We start from the raw sequence: 20,348 nt of genomic DNA, 5'->3' as shown, positions 1-20,348 counted from the left end.
CGAGCGGGTCGTCCCCATGATGCAGCAGCGCGCGCGCCTCCTCCGTCTCGCCGTCGCCACCGCCGGCGCGCTCTGGCTCGCCGGGTGCCAGTCGAGCGGCCCGATCACCACCCACGGCGGCGTCTCGGTGACCGGCTCGGTCAACATGACCGACCAGCAGGTGCAGGCGGCGGTGCAGAGCTGGGGCCGGCAGTACGACGCCGCGCCGAAGGACCGCCTGACCATCCTCAACTACGCCGCCGCCCTCCGCCTCAACGGCCAGAGCGAGCAGGCCGTGGCCGTGCTGCGCAAGGGCGTGATCGCCTATCCGAAGGACCGCGAGATGCTCTCGGCCTACGGCAAGGCGCTCGCCGCCTCCGGCAAGTTCGATCAGGCGCTCGGCGTGATCCAGAGCGCCCAGCACGCCGACCGGCCCGACTGGAAGCTCTATTCCGCCGAGGGCGCGATCCTCGACCAGATGGGCCGCACCGTCGAGGCGCGCGACCGCTACGCCAAGGCGCTGGCGATCGCGCCGGGCGAGCCGACCATCCTCAACAACATGGCGTTGAGCCACCTGCTCGTCGGCGAACTGAAGCCGGCCGAACAGCTGCTGCGACAGGCCGCCACGCAGCCGAACGCGTCGAGCCGGGTGCGCCAGAACCTCGCCCTGGTGCTCGGCCTGCAGGGCCGGTTCCCCGAGGCCGAGGCGGTCGCCCGCCAGGAGATGGACCCGGCGCAGGCCGACCAGAACGTCGCCTATCTCAAGTCCATGCTGAGCCAGGCCAACACGTGGCAGCAGCTGAAGTCCGGCGACGGCAAGAAGGCGGCCGGCTGATACCAGTCTCGCAAATTCCCGACTCGTCGGGACCTTGCGAAGTTTCGGCCATCCGGCCAGCGCCCGGTCGGGCGCTCCTCACCCGTAAAGCTCCGACCAAAGGTCGGAACTTTGCGCGTTCGGTACGAGGCCGGTTCACCGGTTCCGGACCGCCCCGCCGTCCGCGGCGGCACCCCGTTCCGGCGCGGTGCGCCGCGGGGCTTGATCGCGCCCGCCGGCGCGGGCATCAAGCCCTCGCCATGGCCCCCGCTCCCCTCCCGATCGACGCCGTCCTGCCCGACCTCCTCGCCGCGCTGGCGGCCGGCCCGCGTGCCGTGCTGGTCGCCCCGCCCGGCGCGGGCAAGACCACCCGCGTGCCGCTCGCCCTCCTCGGCGCGCCCTGGCGCGGCGACGGCCGGATCGTGCTGCTCGAGCCGCGTCGGCTCGCCGCCCGCGCCGCCGCCGCCCGCATGGCCGAGGCGCTCGGCGAGGCGGTCGGCGACACCGTCGGCTACCGCGTCCGCATGGACGCCAAGGTGTCCCGGCGGACCCGGATCGAGGTGGTGACCGAGGGCGTGTTCACCCGGATGATCGGCGACGATCCCGGCCTCGACGGCGTCGCCGCCGTGTTGTTCGACGAGTTCCACGAGCGCTCGCTCGACGCCGACCTCGGCCTCGCGCTCGCCCTCGACGCCGCCGGCGCGCTGCGCGAGGACCTCCGCCTCGTCGTGATGTCGGCGACGCTCGACGGCGCCCGCGTCGCCGCCCTGCTCGGCGACGCCCCCGTGATCGCCAGCGCGGGCCGCGCCTTCCCCGTCGAGACCCGCCACGTGGCGCGCGATCCCCTGAAGCGCTTCGAGGATCAGGTCGCCGACGTCGTCGTCGAGGCGCTGCGGACCGATCCAGGCTCGGCGCTGGTGTTCCTGCCCGGGCAGGCCGAGATCGCCCGTCTCGCCGAGCGGCTGCGCCCGCGCGTCGGCGCGGACGTCGACGTCGACCCGCTCTACGGCGCCCTGCCGCCGGCGGCGCAGGACCGGGCGATCCGCCCGGCCCCCACCGGCCGGCGCAAGGTGGTGCTGGCGACCGCGATCGCGGAGACCTCGCTGACCATCGAGGGCGTGCGCATCGTCGTCGACGGCGGCCTCTCGCGGGTGCCGCGTTTCGAGCCGGACACCGGCCTGACCCGGCTCGAGACCGTGCGCGTCTCGCGCGCCGCCGCCGACCAACGCCGCGGCCGCGCCGGCCGCACCGAGCCGGGCGTGTGCTGGCGGCTGTGGTCGGAGCCTCAGACCGCGGCGCTGGAGCCCTTCGCCCGCCCGGAGATGCTGGAGGCCGATCTTTCCGGCCTCGCGCTCGACCTCGCCGGCTGGGGCGTCGCCGATCCCGGCGCCCTCGCCTTCCTCGATCCGCCGCCGAAGCCGGCCTGGGACGAGGCGGTGCGCCTGCTCGCCCGGCTCGACGCCGTCGACGGCGACGGCCGCATCACCGCCGCCGGACGGGCGCTGCGCCGGCTGCCGCTGCATCCGCGGCTCGCCCACATGGTCGGCGAGGCCGCCGCCGAGGGCGAGGCCCGGCTCGCCGCCGAAGTCGCGGTGGTGGTCGGCGAGCCCGGTCTCGGCGGCGACGGCACCGACCTTTCCGAGCGGATCCGGCGCCTGCGCGCCGACCGCTCGCCGCGGGCCGAGGACGCCCGCCGGCTCGCCGAGCGCTGGGCCCGGCTCGCCGGCGGCGACCAGGGGAGCGGCGATCCCGACGACGTCGGCCGCCACCTCGCCCGCGCCTATCCGGACCGGGTCGCGCAGGCGCGTGGCGCCCGCGGCGCGTTCCGCCTCGCCAACGGCCGCGGCGGCATCCTCGAGGAGCACGACCGCCTCGCCCGCGAGGCCTTCCTGGTGGTCGCCGACCTCACCGGCCCGGCCGAGCGCGCGAAGATCCGCCTCGCCGCCGCGCTCGCCCGCGAGGATCTGGAGGCCCTGTTCGGCCACCGGATCGAGACGGCGGTGGAGGTCGGCTACGACCGTTCCGCCCGCGCGGTGCGCGCCCGCCGCACGCGCCGGCTCGACGCGCTGGTGCTGGCCGAGGAACCGGTGGCGGTGCCGGACGGCCCGGCCGCCGTCGCGGCGCTGGTGGAGGGCGTGCGCCTCGCCGGCGTCGACCGGCTCGGCTGGTCGAAGGAGCAGCGTGCGCTGCGCGGCCGCGTCACCTTCCTCGCCCGCACCATCGGCGAGCCCTGGCCCGACCTCTCCGACGCGGCGCTGGCCGCCTCGCTCGACGACTGGCTGGCGCCGGTAGCATCTGGGGTGACGAGGCTCGACGACGTCGACGCCGCCCTTCTCGCCGTCGCGCTCGACCGGCTGGTGCCCTATGCCCTGCGCGCCGAGCTCGACCGGCTGCTGCCCTCGCACTACGAAGCGCCGACCGGCTCGCGGGTGCCGATCGACTACGACGCCGAGGGCGGGCCGGCGATCGAGATCCGGGTGCAGGAGCTGTTCGGCCTCAAGGCCCACCCCGCCGTCGCCGGCGGTCGGGTGCCGCTGACGCTGGTGCTGACCTCGCCGGCGCACCGCCCGATCCAGACCACCCGCGACCTCCCCGGCTTCTGGGCCGGCTCATGGCGCGACGTCGCCAAGGACCTCAAGGGCCGCTACCCCCGCCACCCCTGGCCCGACGATCCCGCGAACGCCGAGGCGACCCGGCGGGCGAAGCCGCGGGGGACGTGAGGCGGGGGCGACTGCGGAGTATGGAACCGGCTTGGTCCGCGAAGGCGGACCATCCACGAACCTTCTTTTTTCAAATGCCAATCGCCCGGTGACGCACCCGCCCCGTGGATGGTCCGCCTGCGCGGACCAAGCCATGGAAATGGTCGGAGGGCACTCTACGAGCACCCGAGCGTCCGCGCCGCCCCGCCCCCGCGTCACACCGTGATCCGCGCGCGCACCTCGTCCTCGTCGAGCGTCTCGCGCGTGCCGGCGATCACCACCTCGCCGCGGTCCATGACGATGAAGCGGTCGGCGAGTTCCTTGGCGAAGTCGAAATACTGCTCGACCAGCACGATCGCCATCGAGCCCTGGTCGCGCAGATAGGAGATCGCGCGGCCGATGTCCTTGATGATCGACGGCTGGATGCCCTCGGTCGGCTCGTCGAGCACCAGGAGGCGTGGCCGGGTGACGAGGGCGCGGCCGATGGCGAGCTGCTGCTGCTGGCCGCCGGAGAGGTCGCCGCCGCGGCGCTTCAGCATGTCCTTCAGCACCGGGAACAACTCGAACACGGTGTCCGGGATGGTGCGGTCGCGCCGGGCCAGCGGCGCGAAGCCGGTGCGCAGGTTCTCCTCGACGGTGAGCAGCGGGAAGATCTCGCGGCCCTGCGGCACGATGGCGATGCCGCGGCGGGCGCGGTCGTGCGGGGTGAGCTTGGCGACGTCCGCGCCCTCCCACAGGATCTTGCCGCCGGAGATCGACTGCAGCCCGACGATGGCGCGCATCAGGCTGGTCTTGCCGACGCCGTTGCGCCCCATCACGCAGGTGACCTGACCGGCCTCGGCGGTGAGCGACACGCCGCGCAGCGCCTGGGCGGCGCCGTAGTGGAGATCGACGGTTTCGACGTTCAGCATGGCCCTCGTCCCGATCTGTCGTCGGCGGCTGTCCGCCCGGTGTGTCCTTGGACGCCGCTCGCCCCCTCTCCCTGTCCCTCCCCCTCCAGGGGGGAGGGGACGATGGGGAAACGTCCGGGCGAGAGCGGATGCGCAGCGCCCGTGTCCGCGTCGTCGCCGTGCGCGTAGCCCGGCCGCTCGGTGGCGACGTTTGGCTCTCCAACTCGCCGCCGCAACCGCGTCCCCTCCCCCCTCGAGGGGGAGGGACAGGGAGAGGGGGCACCGACCCTTCCGCCCCCGCCGACGGTCCCGACCGCCCTCACCGCCCCAGGTAGACCTCCACCACCTTCGGATTGCTCGACACCGCGTCGAGCGACCCTTCAGCCAGCACCGAGCCCTCGTGCAAGACGGTGACCTTGACACCGAGGTCGCGGACGAAGGTCATGTCGTGCTCGACCACGACCACCGACTGCGTCTTGGCGATCTCCTTGAGCAGGATGGCGGTCTCGGCGGTCTCGGCGTCGGTCATGCCGGCGGCGGGTTCGTCGACGAGGAGGAGGCGCGGCTCCTGCGCGAGCAGCATGCCGATCTCGAGCCACTGCTTCTGGCCGTGGCTGAGCCGGGCGGCGAGCATGTGGCGCTTGTCGGCGAGGCGCGTGATCGCGAGCAGTTCGTCGATCCGCGCCGCCTCGGCGGCGGTGCGGCGGTGGAACAGCGTCGCCCAAGGCCCGCGCTTGGCCTTGAGGGCGAGCGCGATGTTGTCCTCGATGGTGTGGCTCTCGAACACCGTCGGCTTCTGGAACTTGCGGCCGATGCCGAGATTGGCGATCGAGGCCTCGTCCATGGCGGTCAGGTCGACCGAGCCCTCGAACAGCACGTCGCCGACGTCGGGCTTGGTCTTGCCGGTGATGATGTCCATCATCGTGGTCTTGCCGGCCCCGTTCGGGCCGATGATGGCGCGCATCTCGCCGGGCTCCAGCACCAGCGACAGGCCGTTGATCGCCTTGAAGCCGTCGAAGCTCTTGGAGACGCCGTCGAGGTAGAGCAGCGTGCCCTCGGACTTGTCGCTCATGGATCGTGCCCTCCGGGGCTGGCGTCAGGGGAACGGGATCACTCGGCCGGCTTCGGCGTCAGCGCCGCCGGCGGGGCGGCCGGGCGGCGGGCCGCGAACCGCGCCTGCACCCAGCCGACGATGCCCTTCGGCAGGAACAGCGTGACGACGACGAACAGGGCGCCGAGGGCGAACAGCCAGACCTCGGGCAGCACGCCGGTGAACCAGGTCTTGCCGAAGTTGACCGCGATCGCGCCGACGATCGGCCCGACCAGGGTGCCGCGGCCGCCGACGGCGACCCAGATCACCGCCTCGATCGAGTTGCCCGGCTCGAACTCAGAGGGGTTGATGATGCCGACCTGCGGCACGTAGAGCGCGCCGGCGACACCGGCCATCATCGCCGACAGCGTCCAGACGAACAGCTTGTAGTGCTCGACCCGGTAGCCGATGAAGCGGGTGCGGCTCTCCGCGTCGCGCACGGCGACCAGCACCTTGCCGAGCTTGGACCGGGTGATCGCCGAGGCGAGCCAGAAGAAGGCGGCGAGGAACAGCGCCGAGGCGGCGAACAGCGCCGAGCGCGTGCCGTCGGCCTGGACGGGGAAGCCGAGGATGTCCTTGAAGTCGGTCAGGCCGTTGTTGCCGCCGAAGCCCATGTCGTTGCGGAAGAAGGCGAGCAGCAGCGCGTAGGTCATCGCCTGGGTGATGATCGACAGGTAGACGCCGGTGACGCGGGAGCGGAAGGCGAACCAGCCGAACACGAAGGCGAGCAGGCCGGGCGCCAGCAGCACCATGGCGAAAGCGAACCACGCCATGTCGAAGCCGTGCCAGAACCAGGGCAGTTCCTTCCAGTTCAGGAACACCATGAAGTCGGGCAGGATCGGGTCGGCGTAGACGCCGCGGGTGCCGATCTGGCGCATCAGGTACATGCCCATGGCGTAGCCGCCGATGGCGAAGAAGGCGCCGTGGCCGAGCGAGAGGATGCCGCAGAAGCCCCAGACGAGGTCCACCGACAGCGCCAGCAGCGCATAGGTGAGATACTTGCCGAACAGCGTCAGGGCGTAGGTCGGCACGTGGAACGGATTGTCGGGCGGGAGCAGGAGGTTGCTCGCCGGGACGAGCAGCGCGACCGCGACCAGCAGGGCGACGACCACGCGCGCCCGGGTGTCGAACCCGTTCAGGAGAAAGCCGGTGATCATGCCTCGATCGCCCTTCCCTTCAGCGCGAACAGACCGCGCGGCCGCTTCTGGATGAACAGGATGATGAAGACGAGCAGCAGGATCTTGCCGAGCACCGCGCCGGCGTAGGGCTCCAGGAACTTGTTGGCGACGCCGAGCGTCAGCGCGCCGACCAGCGTGCCCCAGAGATTGCCGACGCCGCCGAACACCACGACCATGAAGCTGTCGATGATGTAGCCCTGGCCGAGGTTGGGGCTGACGTTGTCGATCTGGCTGAGCGCGACGCCGGCGATGCCGGCGATGCCGGAGCCGAGGCCGAAGGTCAGCGCGTCGACCCGCGGGGTGCGGATGCCCATGGCGGAGGCCATCGGCCGGTTCTGGGTCACCGCGCGCATCTGCAGGCCGAAGGCGGTGCGGCGCAGCACGGCGAGCAGGGCGAGGAAGACCAGGATCGCGAAGACGATGATCCACAGGCGCGACCACGTCACCTGGATCTCGCCGACCATGAAGGAGCCGGACATCCACGAGGGGTTGCCGACCTCGCGGTTGTTGGCGCCGAACACCGAGCGGACCGCCTGCTGCAGGATCAGCGACACGCCCCAGGTGGCGAGCAGGGTTTCGAGCGGCCGGCCGTAGAGCCAGCGGATCACGGTGCGCTCGATCAGGATGCCGACGCCGCCGGCGACCAGGAAGGCGAGCGGCAGGGCGATCAGGAGCGAGAGGTCGAACAGGGCGGGCGCCGAGGTGCGGATCACCTCCTGCACCACGAAGGTGGTGTAGGCGCCGAGCATCACCATCTCGCCGTGGGCCATGTTGATGACGCCCATCACGCCGAATGTGACGGCGAGGCCGATGGCGGCGAGCAGCAGCACCGAGCCGAGCGACAGGCCGTACCAGACGTTCTGGCCGGCGTCCCAGAGGGCGAGTTCGTTCTCGATGCCGGCGGCGGCGCGCGTCGCGGCCTCGCCGATCGCGCCGCCGGCGCCGGTGTAGGCGGAGAGCAGGCCGAGGGCGTCGCGGGTGCCGAGGGCGCCGATGGTGTCGATCGCGGCGAGCTTGTCGGCCTCGGGCAGGTCGGAGGCGAGCACCGCGGAGGCACGGGCGGCGACCATGACGGCGCGGACCGAGGCGTCGGTCTCGGCGGCGACGGCGCGGTCGAGCACCGGGATCGCGGCGGCGTCGCGCGACTTCATCACCGCCTCGGCGGCGGCGCGGCGCACGGCGGCGTCCGGGCTCATCAGCGTCAGCGCGCCGACGGCGGAGGCGATCGAACGGCGCAGGCGGTTGTTGACCTTGAGCTTCTCGATCGCGCCCTTGGCGACGACGCCGCCGTCGGAGCCGTCGACCGGGCTGACGAGCTTGACGTCGGAGCCGGCCTTCTCGGCCAGGAACACCGCCCGGTCGGCCTTGCGGACCACGAGGTCGCCGGCGCCGAGCTTGTCGAGGATGCCGGCGACGCGGTCGTCGCCGGACGCGGCGAGCGCGGCGATCGCCGCTTCGGTCTCGTCGAAGCCGCCGGCGCCGAGCGCGTTCACGAGGCGCGTCAGGTCCGGATCGGATATGGCGGTCGCCGCGCGGGCCGCGAGCGGCGCGACGGCGAGCAGGACGAAGGTGAGGAGCAGCCGCAGGATCGTCATCGGCATCCGTTTCAGCTGGTCGGGGCACACGGAACGGGGGTCCCCGGAAGGACGAAGCGGCGCGCGCCCCCCGCGCGCGCCGCCTGCGGTTTGGAGACATGCACGGTCCGGGCCGCGCCCGGACCGTGGTCGGCCTCCGTCGCGCCCGTCAGGCGCCGCCGCACTTGCCCGAGACGACGTTGAAGTTGCCGCAGGACAGCGGCTTGCGCCAATCCGAGATCAGGTCCTTGGAGCCTTCCAGGTAGTCCGACCACTCGTCGCCGACCACCGGCGGGGTCTCCGACACCACCTCGAACTGGCCGTCGGCCTGGATCTCGCCGATCAGCACCGGCTTGGTGATGTGGTGGTTCGGCATGACGGTGGCGTAGCCGCCGGTCAGGTTCGGCACGGTGACGCCGATGATCGCGTCGAGCACCGCGTCGGTGTCGGTGGTGCCGGCCGCCTCGACCGCCTTCACCCAGGCGTTGAAGCCGATGTAGGTGGCTTCCATCGGATCGTTGGTGGTGCGCTTGTCGTTCTTGATGAACTTGTGCCAGCCGTCGATGAACGAGGCGTTGGCCTCGGTGTCGACCGACTGGAAGTAGTTCCAGGCGGCGAGATGGCCGACCAGCGGGCCGGTGTCGAGGCCGGCGAGTTCTTCCTCGCCGACCGAGAACGCCACGACCGGGATGTCCTCGGCCTTGATGCCCTGGTTGCCGAGCTCCTTGTAGAACGGGACGTTGGCGTCACCGTTGATGGTGGAGACCACCGCGGTCTTCTTGCCGGCGGAGCCGAACTTCTTGATGTCGGACACGATCGACTGCCAGTCGGAATGACCGAACGGCGTGTAGTTGATCATGATGTCCTCGGGGGCCACGCCCTTGGCCTTCAGGTAGGCCTCGAGGATCTTGTTGGTGGTGCGGGGATAGACGTAGTCGGTGCCGGCGAGGACCCAGCGCTCGACGCCTTCCTCGTTCATCAGGTAGTCGACGGCCGGGATCGCCTGCTGGTTCGGGGCGGCGCCGGTGTAGAACACGTTGCGCTCGCTCTCCTCGCCCTCGTACTGGACGGGGTAGAACAGGATCGAGTTCAGCTCCTTGAACACCGGCAGGACCGACTTGCGCGACACCGAGGTCCAGCAGCCGAACACGGCGGTGACCTTGTCCTTCTCGATCAGCTCGCGCGCCTTCTCGGCGAACAGCGGCCAGTCCGAGGCCGGGTCGACGACCACCGCCTCGATCTTCTTGCCGAGCAGGCCGCCCTTCTTGTTCTGCTCGTCGACGAGGTAGAGGACGGTGTCCTTCAGCGTCGTCTCGGAGATCGCCATCGTGCCCGACAGCGAGTGCAGCACGCCGATCTTGATGGTGTCGTCGGCCGCGAGCGCGATGCCGCTCGCCGAGAGCGTCAGGCCGGCGGCCATCGCGCCGAGCACCGTGCGGCGGGTCCAGGTCGTCATCGACATCGGAAACTTCCCCCTGTCAGGATTGGTCGCGATCGAGCGGCCCCGAGGCCGCCGCACCGCTCGACGCCGAGAGTGGACACCGCGCCCCATGGCGGCCATACGTCGATTGACGTAAAACCGGCCATGCCCACGACCTGGGCAGGTGATCGAAAATCGGGCAGACCGACGCCCGGATCGGGCGCGGACGGCGGGGATCGGCGAACTGCCCCGATCTTGCATGGGGCGCGAGGCGGGCGGGAACGGCGACGGGGCATGAGCGGACAGCAGCGGATCCTTCCGGTTCGGCGCCACTACAACCAGTTCGTCGCCAACGAGACGCTGGAGGACTACGCGCTGCGCTTCACGGCGCGGCGGGCGCGGCGCTGGAGCTGCCAGCAGGTGGCGCAGACCGCCATCGGCGCGATCTCCTTCCTGGCACTGGAGGCGATCGGCGGCACCATCACCCTCGCCTACGGCTTCACCAACGCGGTGGCGGCGATCCTGGTCGCCGGCGCGGCGATCTTCCTCGCCAGCCTGCCGATCGGCCGCTACGCCGCCCGTCACGGCGTCGACATCGACCTGCTCACCCGCGGCGGCGGCTTCGGCTACGTCGGCTCGACGGTGACGTCGCTGATCTACGCCAGCTTCACCTTCATCCTGTTCGCGATCGAAGCCTCGATCATGGCGACGGCGCTGGAGATCTGCCTCGGCGTGCCGCTCTGGCTCGGCTACGTGCTGTCGTCGCTCGCCGTGATCCCGCTCGTCACCCACGGCATCGCGCTGATCTCGCGGTTCCAACTCGGCACCCAGCCGCTGTGGATCGTGCTGAACCTCCTGCCGCTGCCGTTCATCCTCGGCCACGACCCCGGCGCGGTCGCCGCCTGGACCGGCTTTCCCGGCCTCCAGGACGCCGGCGCGGACGGCAGCGGCTTCGACCTCCTGCGCTTCGGGGCGGCGGCGTCGGTGATCCTGGCGCTCTTGCCGCAGATCGGCGAGCAGGTCGACATCCTGCGCTTCCTGCCCGTCCGCACCGCGAAGAACGCCAAGAGCTGGACCTTCGCCTGGCTCGCCGCCGGCCCGGGCTGGATCGTGCTCGGCATCCCGAAGCTGCTGTTCGGGTCCTTCCTCGCGGTCGTCGCGCTCGAGGCCGGCGTCGCGCCCGAACACGCCGCCGAGCCCGCCACCATGTACAACGCCGCCTTTGCCGCGGTGTTCTCCTCGAACGGCATGGTGCTCGCCGCCACCGTGCTGCTGGTGGTGGTGTCGCAGCTCAAGATCAACGTGATGAACGCCTACGCCGGCTCGCTGGCGTGGTCGAACTTCTTCTCGCGCCTCACCCACAGCCACCCCGGCCGGGTGGTCTGGCTGGTGTTCAACGTCTCGATCGCGCTGCTGCTGATGGAGCTCGGGATCTACCGGGCGCTCGAGCAGACGCTCGGGCTGTTCGCGATCGCCGCGGTGTCCTGGCTCGGCACCGTCGCCGCCGACCTCGGCATCAACAAGCCGCTCGGGCTGTCGCCGCCGGGCATCGAGTTCAAGCGCGCCCATCTCTACGACGTCAACCCGGTCGGGGTCGGCTCGATGGTGGCGGCGATGGCGGCGGCGCTGGTGGCGCTGTCGGGCGTGCTCGGGCCGGCCGCCCACGCGCTCGCGCCCTTCGTCGCGCTCGCCACCACCCTGGTCGCCGCACCGGCGATCGCGGCGGCGACGCGCGGGCGCTACGCCCTCGCCCGCAAGCCGCGCCGGTCCTACGCCCTGAAGCCGGCGATCCGCTGCTCGATTTGCGAGAACGCCTTCGAGAGCGAGGACACCTCGTTCTGCCCGGCCTATTCCGGGCCGATCTGCTCGCTGTGCTGCACCCTCGACGCCCGCTGCCACGACGTCTGCAAGCCTGAGGCGCGCTTCGAGGCGCAGGTGACGGCCGGGCTGTCGGCGCTGCTGCCGGCGGCGCTCGGCCGGCGGGTCGACCCGGCGCTGGTGCAATACGGCGGCGGCCTCGCCCTGTCCGCCGGCGTGATCGCGCTGGTGCTGACGCTGATCTGGGTCCAGGTGCCGAAGACAGACCCCGCCCTCGGCGCCACCATCGCCGGCGCGCTCTGGGGCGCCTTCTTCGTGCTGCTGGTGGTCGCCGGCATCGTGACGTGGTTCTTCGTGCTGGCGCAGTCGAGCAGGCGCGTCGCCGAGGAGGAGACCCGGCGCCAGACCACCCTCCTCCTCGACGAGATCGAGGCGCACAAGCGCACCGACGCCGCGCTGCAGAAGGCCAAGGAGGCCGCCGAGGCCGCCAACCTCGCCAAGAGCCGCTACGTCGTCGGCCTCAGCCACGAGCTCCGCACCCCGCTCAACGCGGTGCTCGGCTACGCCCAGCTGCTCGAGGCCGATCCGCTGGTGCCGGAGATCCGCCGCGGCCGCGTCGCGCTGATCCGCAAGAGCGCCGAGCACCTCGCCCGCCTGATCGAGGGCCTGCTCGACATCTCCAAGATCGAGGCCGGCCGCCTGCAGATCCAGCGCGCCGAGGTGCGCGTCGCCGACCTCGTCGATCCCCTGGTCGAGATGTTCGCGCTGCAGGCGCGCGAAAAGGGCCTCGCCTTCCACTACGAGCGCGCGCCGACCGTGCCGGAGGTGGTGCGCACCGACGAGAAGCGGCTCCGGCAGGTGCTGATCAACCTGCTCTCCAACGCGGTGAAGTTCACCCGGGAAGGCTCGGTGACGCTCTCCGTCGCCTACCGCAGCCAGACCGCGACCATCACCGTCGCCGACACCGGCGTCGGCATCGACCCCGAGGACGCCGCCCGCGTGTTCGAGCCGTTCGAGCGCGGCGCGCGGCCGGAGGCGCTGGCGGTGCCCGGGCTCGGCCTCGGGCTCACCATCACCAAGATGCTGGTCGAGCTGATGGGCGGCGACATCCGGCTCACCAGCCGGCCCGGCGAGGGCTCGAGCTTCCGCGTCCGCCTGATGATGACCGCGGTCGACGCGCCGGGCGCGGCGGTGCAGCCGAAGCGGCCGGTCACCGGCTACCGCGGGCCGCGGCGGACCATCATGGTGGTCGACGACGACGCCAACCAGCGCGCCCTGATGCGCGACGTCCTGGGGCCGCTCGGCTTCGTGGTGCTGGAGGCGACCGACGCCGCGTCCTGCCGCAACCTGACCGAGGCGGTGTCGCCGGACCTCTTCCTGCTCGACGTCACCATGCCCGGCGAGGACGGCTGGTCGCTCGCCCGCTCGCTGCGCGCCCGCGGCCAGGGCGGGCGGATCATGATGGTGTCGGCCCATCTGGTCGACGCCGACGCCCCCACCGGCGAGGACGCCGCCCACGACGCCACGCTGCCGAAGCCCTTCGCGCTCGCCCGCCTGATCGAGCGGATCGGCCAGTTCCTCGACCTCGACTGGATCGAGGAGGAGCCGGCCCCCGCCGCGCCCGACGCCGCCGTCGCCGCGCCGGCGACGGGCGCGCTCGCGGGCGGCGACGTCGAGGACCTGATCCGCTTCGGCCGGATCGGCTACCTCAAGGGCATCGAGGCCCGTCTCGACGGCATCGGCGCCGACGGCGGCCCGCTGGTCGGCGAGCTGCGCGCCCTCGTCGACCGCTTCGACTTCAAGGGTTTCGTCCGCCGCCTGGAGGCCCACCGCGATGGCGCCTGACGCGAAGCCCCGGCGCGACGTCGTCCTGGTGGTCGACGACAGCCCGCAGACCCTGCGTCTCCTCACCGACGCCATCGACGAGGCCGGCGCGATGGTGCTGGTCGCCCTCGGCGGCGAGGAGGCGCTGGAGCTCGTCGAGCAGATCACCCCGGACGTGGTGCTGCTCGACGCGGTGATGCCCGGCATCGACGGCTTCGAGACCTGCCGCCGCCTCAAGAAGAGCCGCGCCGCCGACGTGCCTGTGATCTTCATGACCGGCCTGACCGAGCCCGAGCACATCGTCGAGGGCTTCGCCGCCGGCGGGGTCGACTACGTCACCAAGCCGATCGTAATCGACGCCATGCTGGCGCGGATCCGCGCCCACCTCGCCAACGCCCGCGCCGCCCGCAGCGCCCGCGACGCGCTCGACACCACCGGCCGCCATCTCCTGGCGGTCGAGGACGGCGGCCGGGTGCTGTGGACGACGCCCCAGGCCGGCCGGCTGATCGGCGCCAGCCTCGAGGAGACCGCCGACGGCAGCCTGCTGCCGGAACCGGCGCGGCGCTGGCTCGCGGCCAGCCTCGCCGGCGGCGACGGCGGCGGCTTCGAACTCGCCGTGCCCGACGGGCCGAAGCTGGCGCTGAGCCTCGTCGGCCGGGTCGGCGGCGGCGAGGTGCTGCTGCGGCTCTCCGGCGACGACGGCGACGGCCGGATCTTCCTCCTGAAGGAGCGCTTCCAGCTCACCAACCGCGAGGCCGAGGTGCTGTTCTGGATCAGCCACGGCAAGGCCAACCGCGACATCGGCGAGATCCTCGGGCTGTCGCCGCGCACGGTGAACAAGCACCTCGAGGTGATCTACCAGAAGCTCGGCGTCGAGAGCCGCTCGGCCGCCGCGGTCGCGGCGCTGCGCGCCCTCGGCGACGGCTGACCGCGGAGATCACAGGGGAGACACGCAAGGGAAGCGCTCGAAGCCGCAATTCATCCTTCCCCTCTCCGCGCGTCGAGCGGCGTTCCCTTCGCCGGTGGCGAGAGCGTCGCACGACGCTTTCAACGGCTTGGTCCGCGGAGGCGGACCACCCACGTCCCGACGGGGCCGCCCGATTGGAACCGGATGGCGCGTGCCGAACCCCGTGGATGGTCCGCCTCCGCGGACCAATTCGGATCGGAGGGCTGAACACTTCGCTCGGACCCTCCCCTCTGAGGGGAGGGATGAATTGCGGCTTCGAGCGATCGCACCGGGGCGATGCGCGGGCGCCGTTCCCATCGGCCCGGGCGACTGCTAAGACGACGTCTCCAATCCAACATGGAGCCCCACGGGCCATGAGCACCGAGACGACCCACGCCGGCCGCCGGACCCTGGTTCTCACCGGGGCGAGCCGCGGCATCGGCCACGCCACCGTCAAGCGCTTCTCCGCCGCCGGCTGGCGGGTGATCACCTGCTCGCGCCAGCCCTTCTCCGACAAGTGCCCGTGGCCGATGGGCCCGGAGGACCACATCCAGGTCGACCTGTCGGACCCGGAGAACCTCGGCTCGGCCATCGCCGAGATGCGGCGGCGGCTGGAGTCCGACGGCTCGCGCCTCGACGCCCTCGTCAACAACGCCGGCATCAGCCCGAAGGACGAGCGCGGCCAGCGGCTCGATTCGATCCTGACGCCGATGCACCTGTGGCGCACGGTGTTCCAGGTCAACTTCTTCGCCCCGATCATGCTCGGGCGCGGCCTGTTCGCCGAACTGAAGAAAGCCGGCGGCTCGATCGTCAACGTCACCTCGATCGCCGGCGCGCGGGTGCATCCCTTCGCAGGCTCGGCCTACGCCACGTCGAAGGCGGCGCTGTCGTCCCTGACCCGCGAGATGGCCGCCGACTTCGGCCCGCACGGCATCCGCGTCAACGCGATCGCCCCGGGCGAGATCGACACCTCGATCCTGTCGCCGGGCACCGAGAAGATCGTCGAGACCATCCCACTGCGCCGCCTCGGCCAGCCCTCCGAGGTCGCCGAGACGATCTACTACCTCTGCACCCAGGGCTCGTCCTACGTCACCGGCTCCGAGATCCACGTCAACGGCGGCCAGCACGTCTGAGACCTGTCTCGCACAATTCCCGACTCCTCGGGACTTGTGCGAGGTTTCGGCCTTTCGGCCGGCGCCCGGTCGGGCGCTTCTCGCACGCAAGAGTTCCGACCAAGGGTCGGAACTTTGCGCGCTCGGTACGAGGCCCCTGCCGCGCCGGGCGCCGGCCGTCAGGGCGCCGCGGCCAGGAGCGCGCGGAGGCGCGCGACGGTGTCGGCGAGTTCCGGCCAGTAGCGGGCGTTCAGCTCGACGTCGAACCAGGCGTCGGCGGGAAAGCCGGCGGCGAGCAGCCGGTCCCAGGGCAGCGCGCCGCGGCCGAGCGGCAGATGGAGGTCGCCGGCACCGAAGGCGAGCGCCTCGCTCGGGTGGAAGAAGCGCTCCGGGGCCGGACGGCCGAAGTTGTCGTGGACGTGGACATGGCGGGCGAAGGGCGCGAGCGCGGCCGCCTCGGCGGCGAGATCCAGGCCTGCTTCCGTCGCGGCGATCGCGCCGTGGCCGACGTCGAAGCAGGCGGCGACGGCCGGATGGTCGACCGCGGCGAGCGTCGCCGCCAGTTCGGCCGGGCTCGCCGTGACGCGGCCGTTCCAGCGGAACACGTTCTCGATCACCACCAGGACGCCGGCGTCGGCGGCGCGGGCGCCGAGCCGGCGCAGCGCGTCGACCTCGCGCGCCGCGGCGGCCGCAGCGTCCACGGCCGTCGTGCCCGCCGGCAGGCGGCCGGCGTGGAAGACGACGCGGTCGACGCCGAGCCTTGCCGCGACCGTCACCATCGCCGCCGCCACGGCCTCGTGGGCCGGCAGGGCGTCGGGTGCGGCGGCGAAGTTGACGTCGAGGAAGCCGTGGGCCGAGAAGGCGAGCCGGCGTCCGGCGAGCACGGCGGCGAGCGCCGCGACGCGGTCGTCCAACACGCGGCCGGCGGCGACGAGGTGGAGCGCGAACAGCGGCAGTTCGACGAAGTCGAGCCCGAGCGCCTCGGCCTCGTCCAGCGCGGCGGGAAAATCGGAGAAATCGTAGGCGTCGGCGACGAGCGAGACGCCGATCCGGCGGCGGGTCATGGACGATCTCCGGGGCGGATCACGAGGCGGACGTGCGGGCGGGGCGTCCCCGCCCGCGGTCGGGCGATCCTCCGGCCCGACGCGCCCCTGCCTATCGCGCCCGCGCCGGCCCGTCGAGCACCGCCGCGCGGCGCCGAAAACGCGACGGCGCCGGGATCCGTCGGGATCCCGGCGCCGCCCGAGTGCGTCCGTGTCGTCCGACCGGTCAGGCCGCGGCGACCGCGCGCTTGGTCATGACCTTCACGAGGTTGGCGCGGTAGGCGCCGTCGCCGTGGATGTCCGACAGCATGGCGTCGGCGTCGACCGAGAGGCCGGCGACGGCGTCGGGCGAGAAGTTCGCCGCCAGCGCGTCCTCGGCCTCGGTCCAGCGGAACACGCCGTCCGAGCCGGCCCCGGTGATCGCGACGCGCACCGTGCCGTCCTTGGCCTTGGCCACGAAGGCGCCGGCCATGGCGTAGCGCGAGGCCGGGTTGGCGAACTTGGCGTAGGCCGCCTTCTCCGGGATCGGGAACTCGAAGCGGACGACGATCTCGCCTTCCTCGAGGGCCGTGGTGAACAGGCCCAGGAAGAAGTCGTCGGCCGCGATCGAGCGCTTGTTGGTGACCACGGTGGCGCCGAGGCCGAGCACCGCGGACGGGTAGTCCGCCGCCGGGTCGTCGTTGGCCACGGAGCCGCCGATGGTGCCGCGATGGCGCACGTGCGGGTCGCCGATGCCGCTCGCCAGCTTGGCGAGCGCCGGGATCGCCGCCTTGACCTCGGCGGAGGTCGCCACCGTGGCGTGGGTGGTGGCCGCGCCGATGGTCAGGGTGCCGCCGGAGACGGCGATGCCCTGGAGTTCGGCGAGACGGGCGACGTCGACGAGGTGGGCCGGCGCCGCGAGGCGCTGCTTCATCGTCGGGATCAGCGTGTGGCCGCCCGAGAGCAGCTTGGCGTCCTCGGTGCCGGCGAGGGCGACCGCCTCGGCGAGCGTGGACGGCCGGTGGTAGGTGGTCTGGTACATCGTGTCCGTCCTCCCGGTCAGTGCGCGGCGTTGGCCGCGGCCCACACCTTGGCGGGCGTGGCGGGCATGGCGAGGTCGTTGTTGCCGATCGCGTCGGTGATGGCGTTGATCAGCGCCGGCGGCGAGCCGATGGCGCCGGCCTCGCCGCAGCCCTTCATCCCGAGCGGGTTGCTCGGGGTCGGGGTCGACGTGTGCGCGATGACGAAGGACGGCAGGTCGTCCGCCCGCGGCATGGCGTAGTCCATGTAGGAGCCGGTCAGCAGCTGGCCGCTCTCCGGATCGTAGGAGACGCCCTCGAGCAGCGCCTGGCCGATGCCCTGGGCGAGACCGCCGTGGACCTGACCCTCGACGATCATCGGGTTGATGATGTTGCCGAAGTCGTCGGCCGCCACGAACTGCACGATCTCCGTCTTGCCGGTGTCCGGGTCGACCTCGACCTCGGCGATGTAGGTGCCCGACGGGAAGGTGAAGTTCGAGGGATCGTAGAAGGCGCTCTCCTTCAGGCCCGGCTCCATGCCGGCCGGCAGGTTGTGGGCGGTGTAGGCCGCCAGCGCCACCTGGAAGAAGGGCAGCTTCTTGTCGGTACCGGCGACCTTCAACTCGCCGTTCTCGATCACGATGTCGGCCTCGGCGGCCTCCATCAGGTGGGCGGCGATCTTCTTGGCCTTGGCCTCGACCTTGTCGAGCGCCTTGACGATCGCCGACATGCCGACCGCGCCGGAGCGCGAGCCGTAGGTGCCCATGCCGAACTGCACCTTGTCGGTGTCGCCGTGGACGATGTTGATCGAGCCGAGGCCGATGCCGAGCCGCTCGTTGACGAGCTGGGCGAAGGTGGTCTCGTGGCCCTGGCCGTGGCTGTGCGAGCCGGTGAGGATCTCGACGGTGCCGACCGGGTTGACGCGCACCTCGGCCGATTCCCACAGGCCGACGCCGGCGCCGAGGGAGCCGACCGCCTGCGACGGGGCGATGCCGCAGGCCTCGATGTAGCAGGAGAAGCCGATGCCGCGCAGCTTGCCGCGGGCCTTGGCCTCGGCCTTGCGCGCCGGGAAGCCGGCGTAGTCGACCGCCTTCAGCGCGACGTCGAGATGGGCCTCGAAGTCGCCGGCGTCGTAGCACATGATCACCGGCGTCTGGTACGGGAAGGACCTGATGAAGTTCTTCCGCCGCAGCTCGGCCGGATCGACGCCGAGGGTGCGCGCCGCCGTCTCGACGAGGCGCTCGATGATGAAGGTCGCCTCCGGCCGGCCCGCGCCGCGGTAGGCGTCGACCGGGACGGTGTTGGTGTAGACCGCCTTCACGTTGGTGAAGATCGCCGGGATCACGTACTGGCCCGACAAGAGCGTGCCGTGGAGATACGTGGGCGTCGCCGACGAGAAGGTCGACATGTAGGCGCCGATGTTGGCGATCGTGTCGGACCGGAGCGCCAGGAAGCGGCCGTCGGCGTCGAGGGCGAGCTTGGCCTTGGTGACGTGGTCGCGGCCGTGGCAGTCGGTCAGGAAGGCCTCGGTGCGGTCCGAGGTCCACTTCACCGGACGTCCCCCGATCTTCTTGGAGGCCCAGAGACAGGCGGTCTCTTCCGGGTAGATGTAGATCTTGGCGCCGAAGCCGCCGCCGACGTCCGGGGCCACCACGCGCAGCTTGTGCTCGGGCGCGATGCCGACGAAGGCCGACAGCACGAGGCGGGCGACGTGCGGGTTCTGGCTCGTCGTGTAGAGGTCGTAGCGCTCCTCCGCCGCGTCGTAGGACCCGATCGCCGCGCGCGGCTCCATCGGGTTCGGCGACAGGCGGTTGTTGACGATGTCGAGCTCGATCACGTGGGCGGCGCCGGCGAAGGCGGCGTCGGTGGCGGCCTCGTCGCCGAGGGTCCAGTCGAAGATCAGGTTGTTGGGGGCGACGTCGTGGATGACGGGCGCGCCCTCGTCCATGGCGCGGGCGGGATCGACCACCGCGGGCAGGACCTCGTAGTCGACCTCGACCAGTTCGGCGGCGTCGCGCGCCTGCGCCTTCGTCTCGGCGATCACCAGCGCGACCTGGTCGCCGACGTGGCGGACGCGGTCGAAGGCGATCGCCGGATGGGCGCCGGCCTTCATGGGCGAGCCGTCGCGCGAGTGGATCATCCAGCCGCAGATCAGGCCACCGATGCGGTCGCCGGCGAGGTCGGCGCCGGTCAGGACGTCGACGACGCCCGGGGCGGCCTTGGCGGCGGCGGTGTCGATCGAGACGATCCTGGCGTGGGCGTGCGGCGAGCGCACGAAGACGCCGTAGGTGGTGTCCTTGAGGACGATGTCGTCCGTGTACCGGCCCTTGCCGGTGATGAAGCGCTTGTCTTCCTTGCGGGTGACGCGCGCACCGATGCCTTCGACTCCCATGGGGTCTCCTCCCGAGATCCTAGGATGCTTCAGATGACCGTCACTCGGCGGCCTGGGACAGGCCGGCGATCTGATCGGCGGCCGCCTGGATCGCCTTGACGATGTTGTGGTAGCCGGTGCAGCGACAGATGTTGCCCTCGAGCTCGTGGCGGATGGTCGCCTCGTCGAGCTTGGCGCCGTGGCGCTGGATCATGTCGACCGCGGCCATGATCATGCCCGGGGTGCAGAAGCCGCACTGCAGGCCGTGGTGCTCGCGGAAGGCCGCCTGCACCGGGTGCAGTACGTCGCCGTTGGCGAGGCCCTCGATCGTGGTCACCGACGCGCCGTCGGCCTGGACGGCCAGCGTGGTGCAGGACTTCACGGCGACGCCGTCGACGTGCACGAGGCACGCGCCGCACTGCGAGGTGTCGCAGCCGACATGGGTGCCGGTGAGGCCCAGCGTCTCGCGCAGGAATTGGACGAGCAGCGTACGGTCCTCGACCGACGCCGTGACGGGCTTCCCGTTCACCGTCATCGATATGGTCGTCATCGGTTCCTCCCTGACAAACCGGATTTCAATCGATTGAACGCA

General features: G+C 71.8%; 14 protein-coding genes. 5 read left to right on the top strand and 9 right to left on the bottom strand.

Annotated features, from left to right (window positions below; all coding sequences use genetic code 11):
• Positions 1-16 precede the first annotated feature (16 nt).
• Together EDD54_RS18065 and hrpB are read left to right on the top strand one after the other, a co-directional pair.
• Entirely contained in the window at positions 17-814 is a 798-nt protein-coding gene (locus EDD54_RS18065; protein WP_126539476.1) for a tetratricopeptide repeat protein, read from the top strand.
• A 239-nt stretch (positions 815-1,053) separates the two neighbouring features.
• Positions 1,054-3,513 (top strand): ATP-dependent helicase HrpB, encoded by a 2,460-nt coding sequence (gene hrpB, locus EDD54_RS18060; protein WP_126539478.1) that lies wholly within the window; start codon positions 1,054-1,056, stop codon positions 3,511-3,513.
• 194 nt (positions 3,514-3,707) lie between these two features.
• On the opposite strand, the gene urtE is transcribed toward hrpB, so the two are convergent.
• From urtE to urtA, 5 genes are all read right to left on the bottom strand, one after another.
• Positions 3,708-4,403 carry an urea ABC transporter ATP-binding subunit UrtE gene (urtE, locus tag EDD54_RS18055; protein WP_126539480.1) on the bottom strand — a complete coding sequence of 232 codons (696 nt, stop codon included), beginning with the start codon at positions 4,401-4,403 and terminating at the stop codon, positions 3,708-3,710.
• A gap of 298 nt (positions 4,404-4,701) precedes the next feature.
• Positions 4,702-5,454, bottom strand: coding sequence for an urea ABC transporter ATP-binding protein UrtD (urtD, locus tag EDD54_RS18050; protein ID WP_126539482.1), 753 nt, complete (start codon positions 5,452-5,454; stop codon positions 4,702-4,704).
• Positions 5,455-5,492: 38 nt separating this feature from the next.
• The gene (gene urtC / locus EDD54_RS18045; RefSeq protein WP_126539484.1) at positions 5,493-6,629 is read right to left on the bottom strand and encodes an urea ABC transporter permease subunit UrtC; all 1,137 of its coding nucleotides are present in this window, start codon (positions 6,627-6,629) and stop codon (positions 5,493-5,495) included.
• Complete coding sequence (gene urtB, locus EDD54_RS18040; RefSeq protein WP_126541835.1) at positions 6,626-8,245, bottom strand: urea ABC transporter permease subunit UrtB; 1,620 nt, start codon at positions 8,243-8,245, stop codon at positions 6,626-6,628. The genes urtC and urtB overlap by 4 nt, the downstream gene beginning before the upstream one ends.
• 148 nt (positions 8,246-8,393) lie before the next feature.
• Positions 8,394-9,644, bottom strand: coding sequence for an urea ABC transporter substrate-binding protein (urtA, locus tag EDD54_RS18035; protein ID WP_126541836.1), 1,251 nt, complete (start codon positions 9,642-9,644; stop codon positions 8,394-8,396).
• 294 nt (positions 9,645-9,938) lie between these two features.
• Between urtA and EDD54_RS18030 the strand changes: the two genes are divergently transcribed.
• The 3 genes from EDD54_RS18030 (at position 9,939) to EDD54_RS18020 (ending at position 15,365) form a co-directional block, all read left to right on the top strand.
• On the top strand, positions 9,939-13,307 hold the full coding sequence (locus EDD54_RS18030; RefSeq protein ID WP_126539486.1) for an ATP-binding protein: 3,369 nt from the start codon (positions 9,939-9,941) through the stop codon (positions 13,305-13,307).
• The gene (locus EDD54_RS18025) at positions 13,297-14,214 is read left to right on the top strand and encodes a DNA-binding response regulator (RefSeq protein WP_126539488.1); all 918 of its coding nucleotides are present in this window, start codon (positions 13,297-13,299) and stop codon (positions 14,212-14,214) included. Before EDD54_RS18030 ends, EDD54_RS18025 begins: the two co-directional genes overlap by 11 nt.
• Positions 14,215-14,606: 392 nt before the next feature.
• Entirely contained in the window at positions 14,607-15,365 is a 759-nt protein-coding gene (locus EDD54_RS18020; RefSeq protein ID WP_126539490.1) for an SDR family NAD(P)-dependent oxidoreductase, read from the top strand.
• Positions 15,366-15,523: 158 nt separating this feature from the next.
• Here the strand turns inward: EDD54_RS18020 and EDD54_RS18015 are convergent, their stop codons facing one another.
• From EDD54_RS18015 to EDD54_RS18000, 4 genes are all read right to left on the bottom strand, one after another.
• The gene (locus tag EDD54_RS18015; protein ID WP_126539492.1) at positions 15,524-16,408 is read right to left on the bottom strand and encodes a sugar phosphate isomerase/epimerase family protein; all 885 of its coding nucleotides are present in this window, start codon (positions 16,406-16,408) and stop codon (positions 15,524-15,526) included.
• A gap of 205 nt (positions 16,409-16,613) precedes the next feature.
• Positions 16,614-17,408, bottom strand: a complete 795-nt coding sequence (locus EDD54_RS18010; RefSeq protein WP_126539494.1) for an FAD binding domain-containing protein — start codon at positions 17,406-17,408, stop codon at positions 16,614-16,616.
• A gap of 17 nt (positions 17,409-17,425) precedes the next feature.
• The gene (locus tag EDD54_RS18005; protein ID WP_126539496.1) at positions 17,426-19,777 is read right to left on the bottom strand and encodes a xanthine dehydrogenase family protein molybdopterin-binding subunit; all 2,352 of its coding nucleotides are present in this window, start codon (positions 19,775-19,777) and stop codon (positions 17,426-17,428) included.
• Positions 19,778-19,817: 40 nt separating this feature from the next.
• Positions 19,818-20,306, bottom strand: coding sequence for a (2Fe-2S)-binding protein (locus EDD54_RS18000; RefSeq protein WP_126539498.1), 489 nt, complete (start codon positions 20,304-20,306; stop codon positions 19,818-19,820).
• Between the last annotated feature and the right edge of the window lie 42 nt (positions 20,307-20,348).

Origin of the sequence: Oharaeibacter diazotrophicus (genome assembly GCF_004362745.1) — a bacterium.
Lineage (GTDB): Bacteria > Pseudomonadota > Alphaproteobacteria > Rhizobiales > Pleomorphomonadaceae > Oharaeibacter > Oharaeibacter diazotrophicus.
This window is presented reverse-complemented; position numbering and strand designations above follow the sequence as displayed.

Coding starts and splice junctions, on each gene's coding strand:
- EDD54_RS18030 (WP_126539486.1), top strand. CDS start 9,939: ATGAGCGGACAGCAGCGGATCCTTCCGGTTCGGCGCCACTACAACCAG.
- EDD54_RS18020 (WP_126539490.1), top strand. CDS start 14,607: ATGAGCACCGAGACGACCCACGCCGGCCGCCGGACCCTGGTTCTCACC.
- EDD54_RS18065 (WP_126539476.1), top strand. CDS start 17: ATGATGCAGCAGCGCGCGCGCCTCCTCCGTCTCGCCGTCGCCACCGCC.
- EDD54_RS18000 (WP_126539498.1), bottom strand. CDS start 20,306: ATGACGACCATATCGATGACGGTGAACGGGAAGCCCGTCACGGCGTCG.
- urtA (WP_126541836.1), bottom strand. CDS start 9,644: ATGGCCGCCGGCCTGACGCTCTCGGCGAGCGGCATCGCGCTCGCGGCC.
- EDD54_RS18005 (WP_126539496.1), bottom strand. CDS start 19,777: ATGGGAGTCGAAGGCATCGGTGCGCGCGTCACCCGCAAGGAAGACAAG.
- urtE (WP_126539480.1), bottom strand. CDS start 4,403: ATGCTGAACGTCGAAACCGTCGATCTCCACTACGGCGCCGCCCAGGCG.
- urtD (WP_126539482.1), bottom strand. CDS start 5,454: ATGAGCGACAAGTCCGAGGGCACGCTGCTCTACCTCGACGGCGTCTCC.
- hrpB (WP_126539478.1), top strand. CDS start 1,054: ATGGCCCCCGCTCCCCTCCCGATCGACGCCGTCCTGCCCGACCTCCTC.
- EDD54_RS18015 (WP_126539492.1), bottom strand. CDS start 16,408: ATGACCCGCCGCCGGATCGGCGTCTCGCTCGTCGCCGACGCCTACGAT.
- EDD54_RS18025 (WP_126539488.1), top strand. CDS start 13,297: ATGGCGCCTGACGCGAAGCCCCGGCGCGACGTCGTCCTGGTGGTCGAC.
- urtC (WP_126539484.1), bottom strand. CDS start 6,629: ATGATCACCGGCTTTCTCCTGAACGGGTTCGACACCCGGGCGCGCGTG.
- urtB (WP_126541835.1), bottom strand. CDS start 8,245: ATGACGATCCTGCGGCTGCTCCTCACCTTCGTCCTGCTCGCCGTCGCG.
- EDD54_RS18010 (WP_126539494.1), bottom strand. CDS start 17,408: ATGTACCAGACCACCTACCACCGGCCGTCCACGCTCGCCGAGGCGGTC.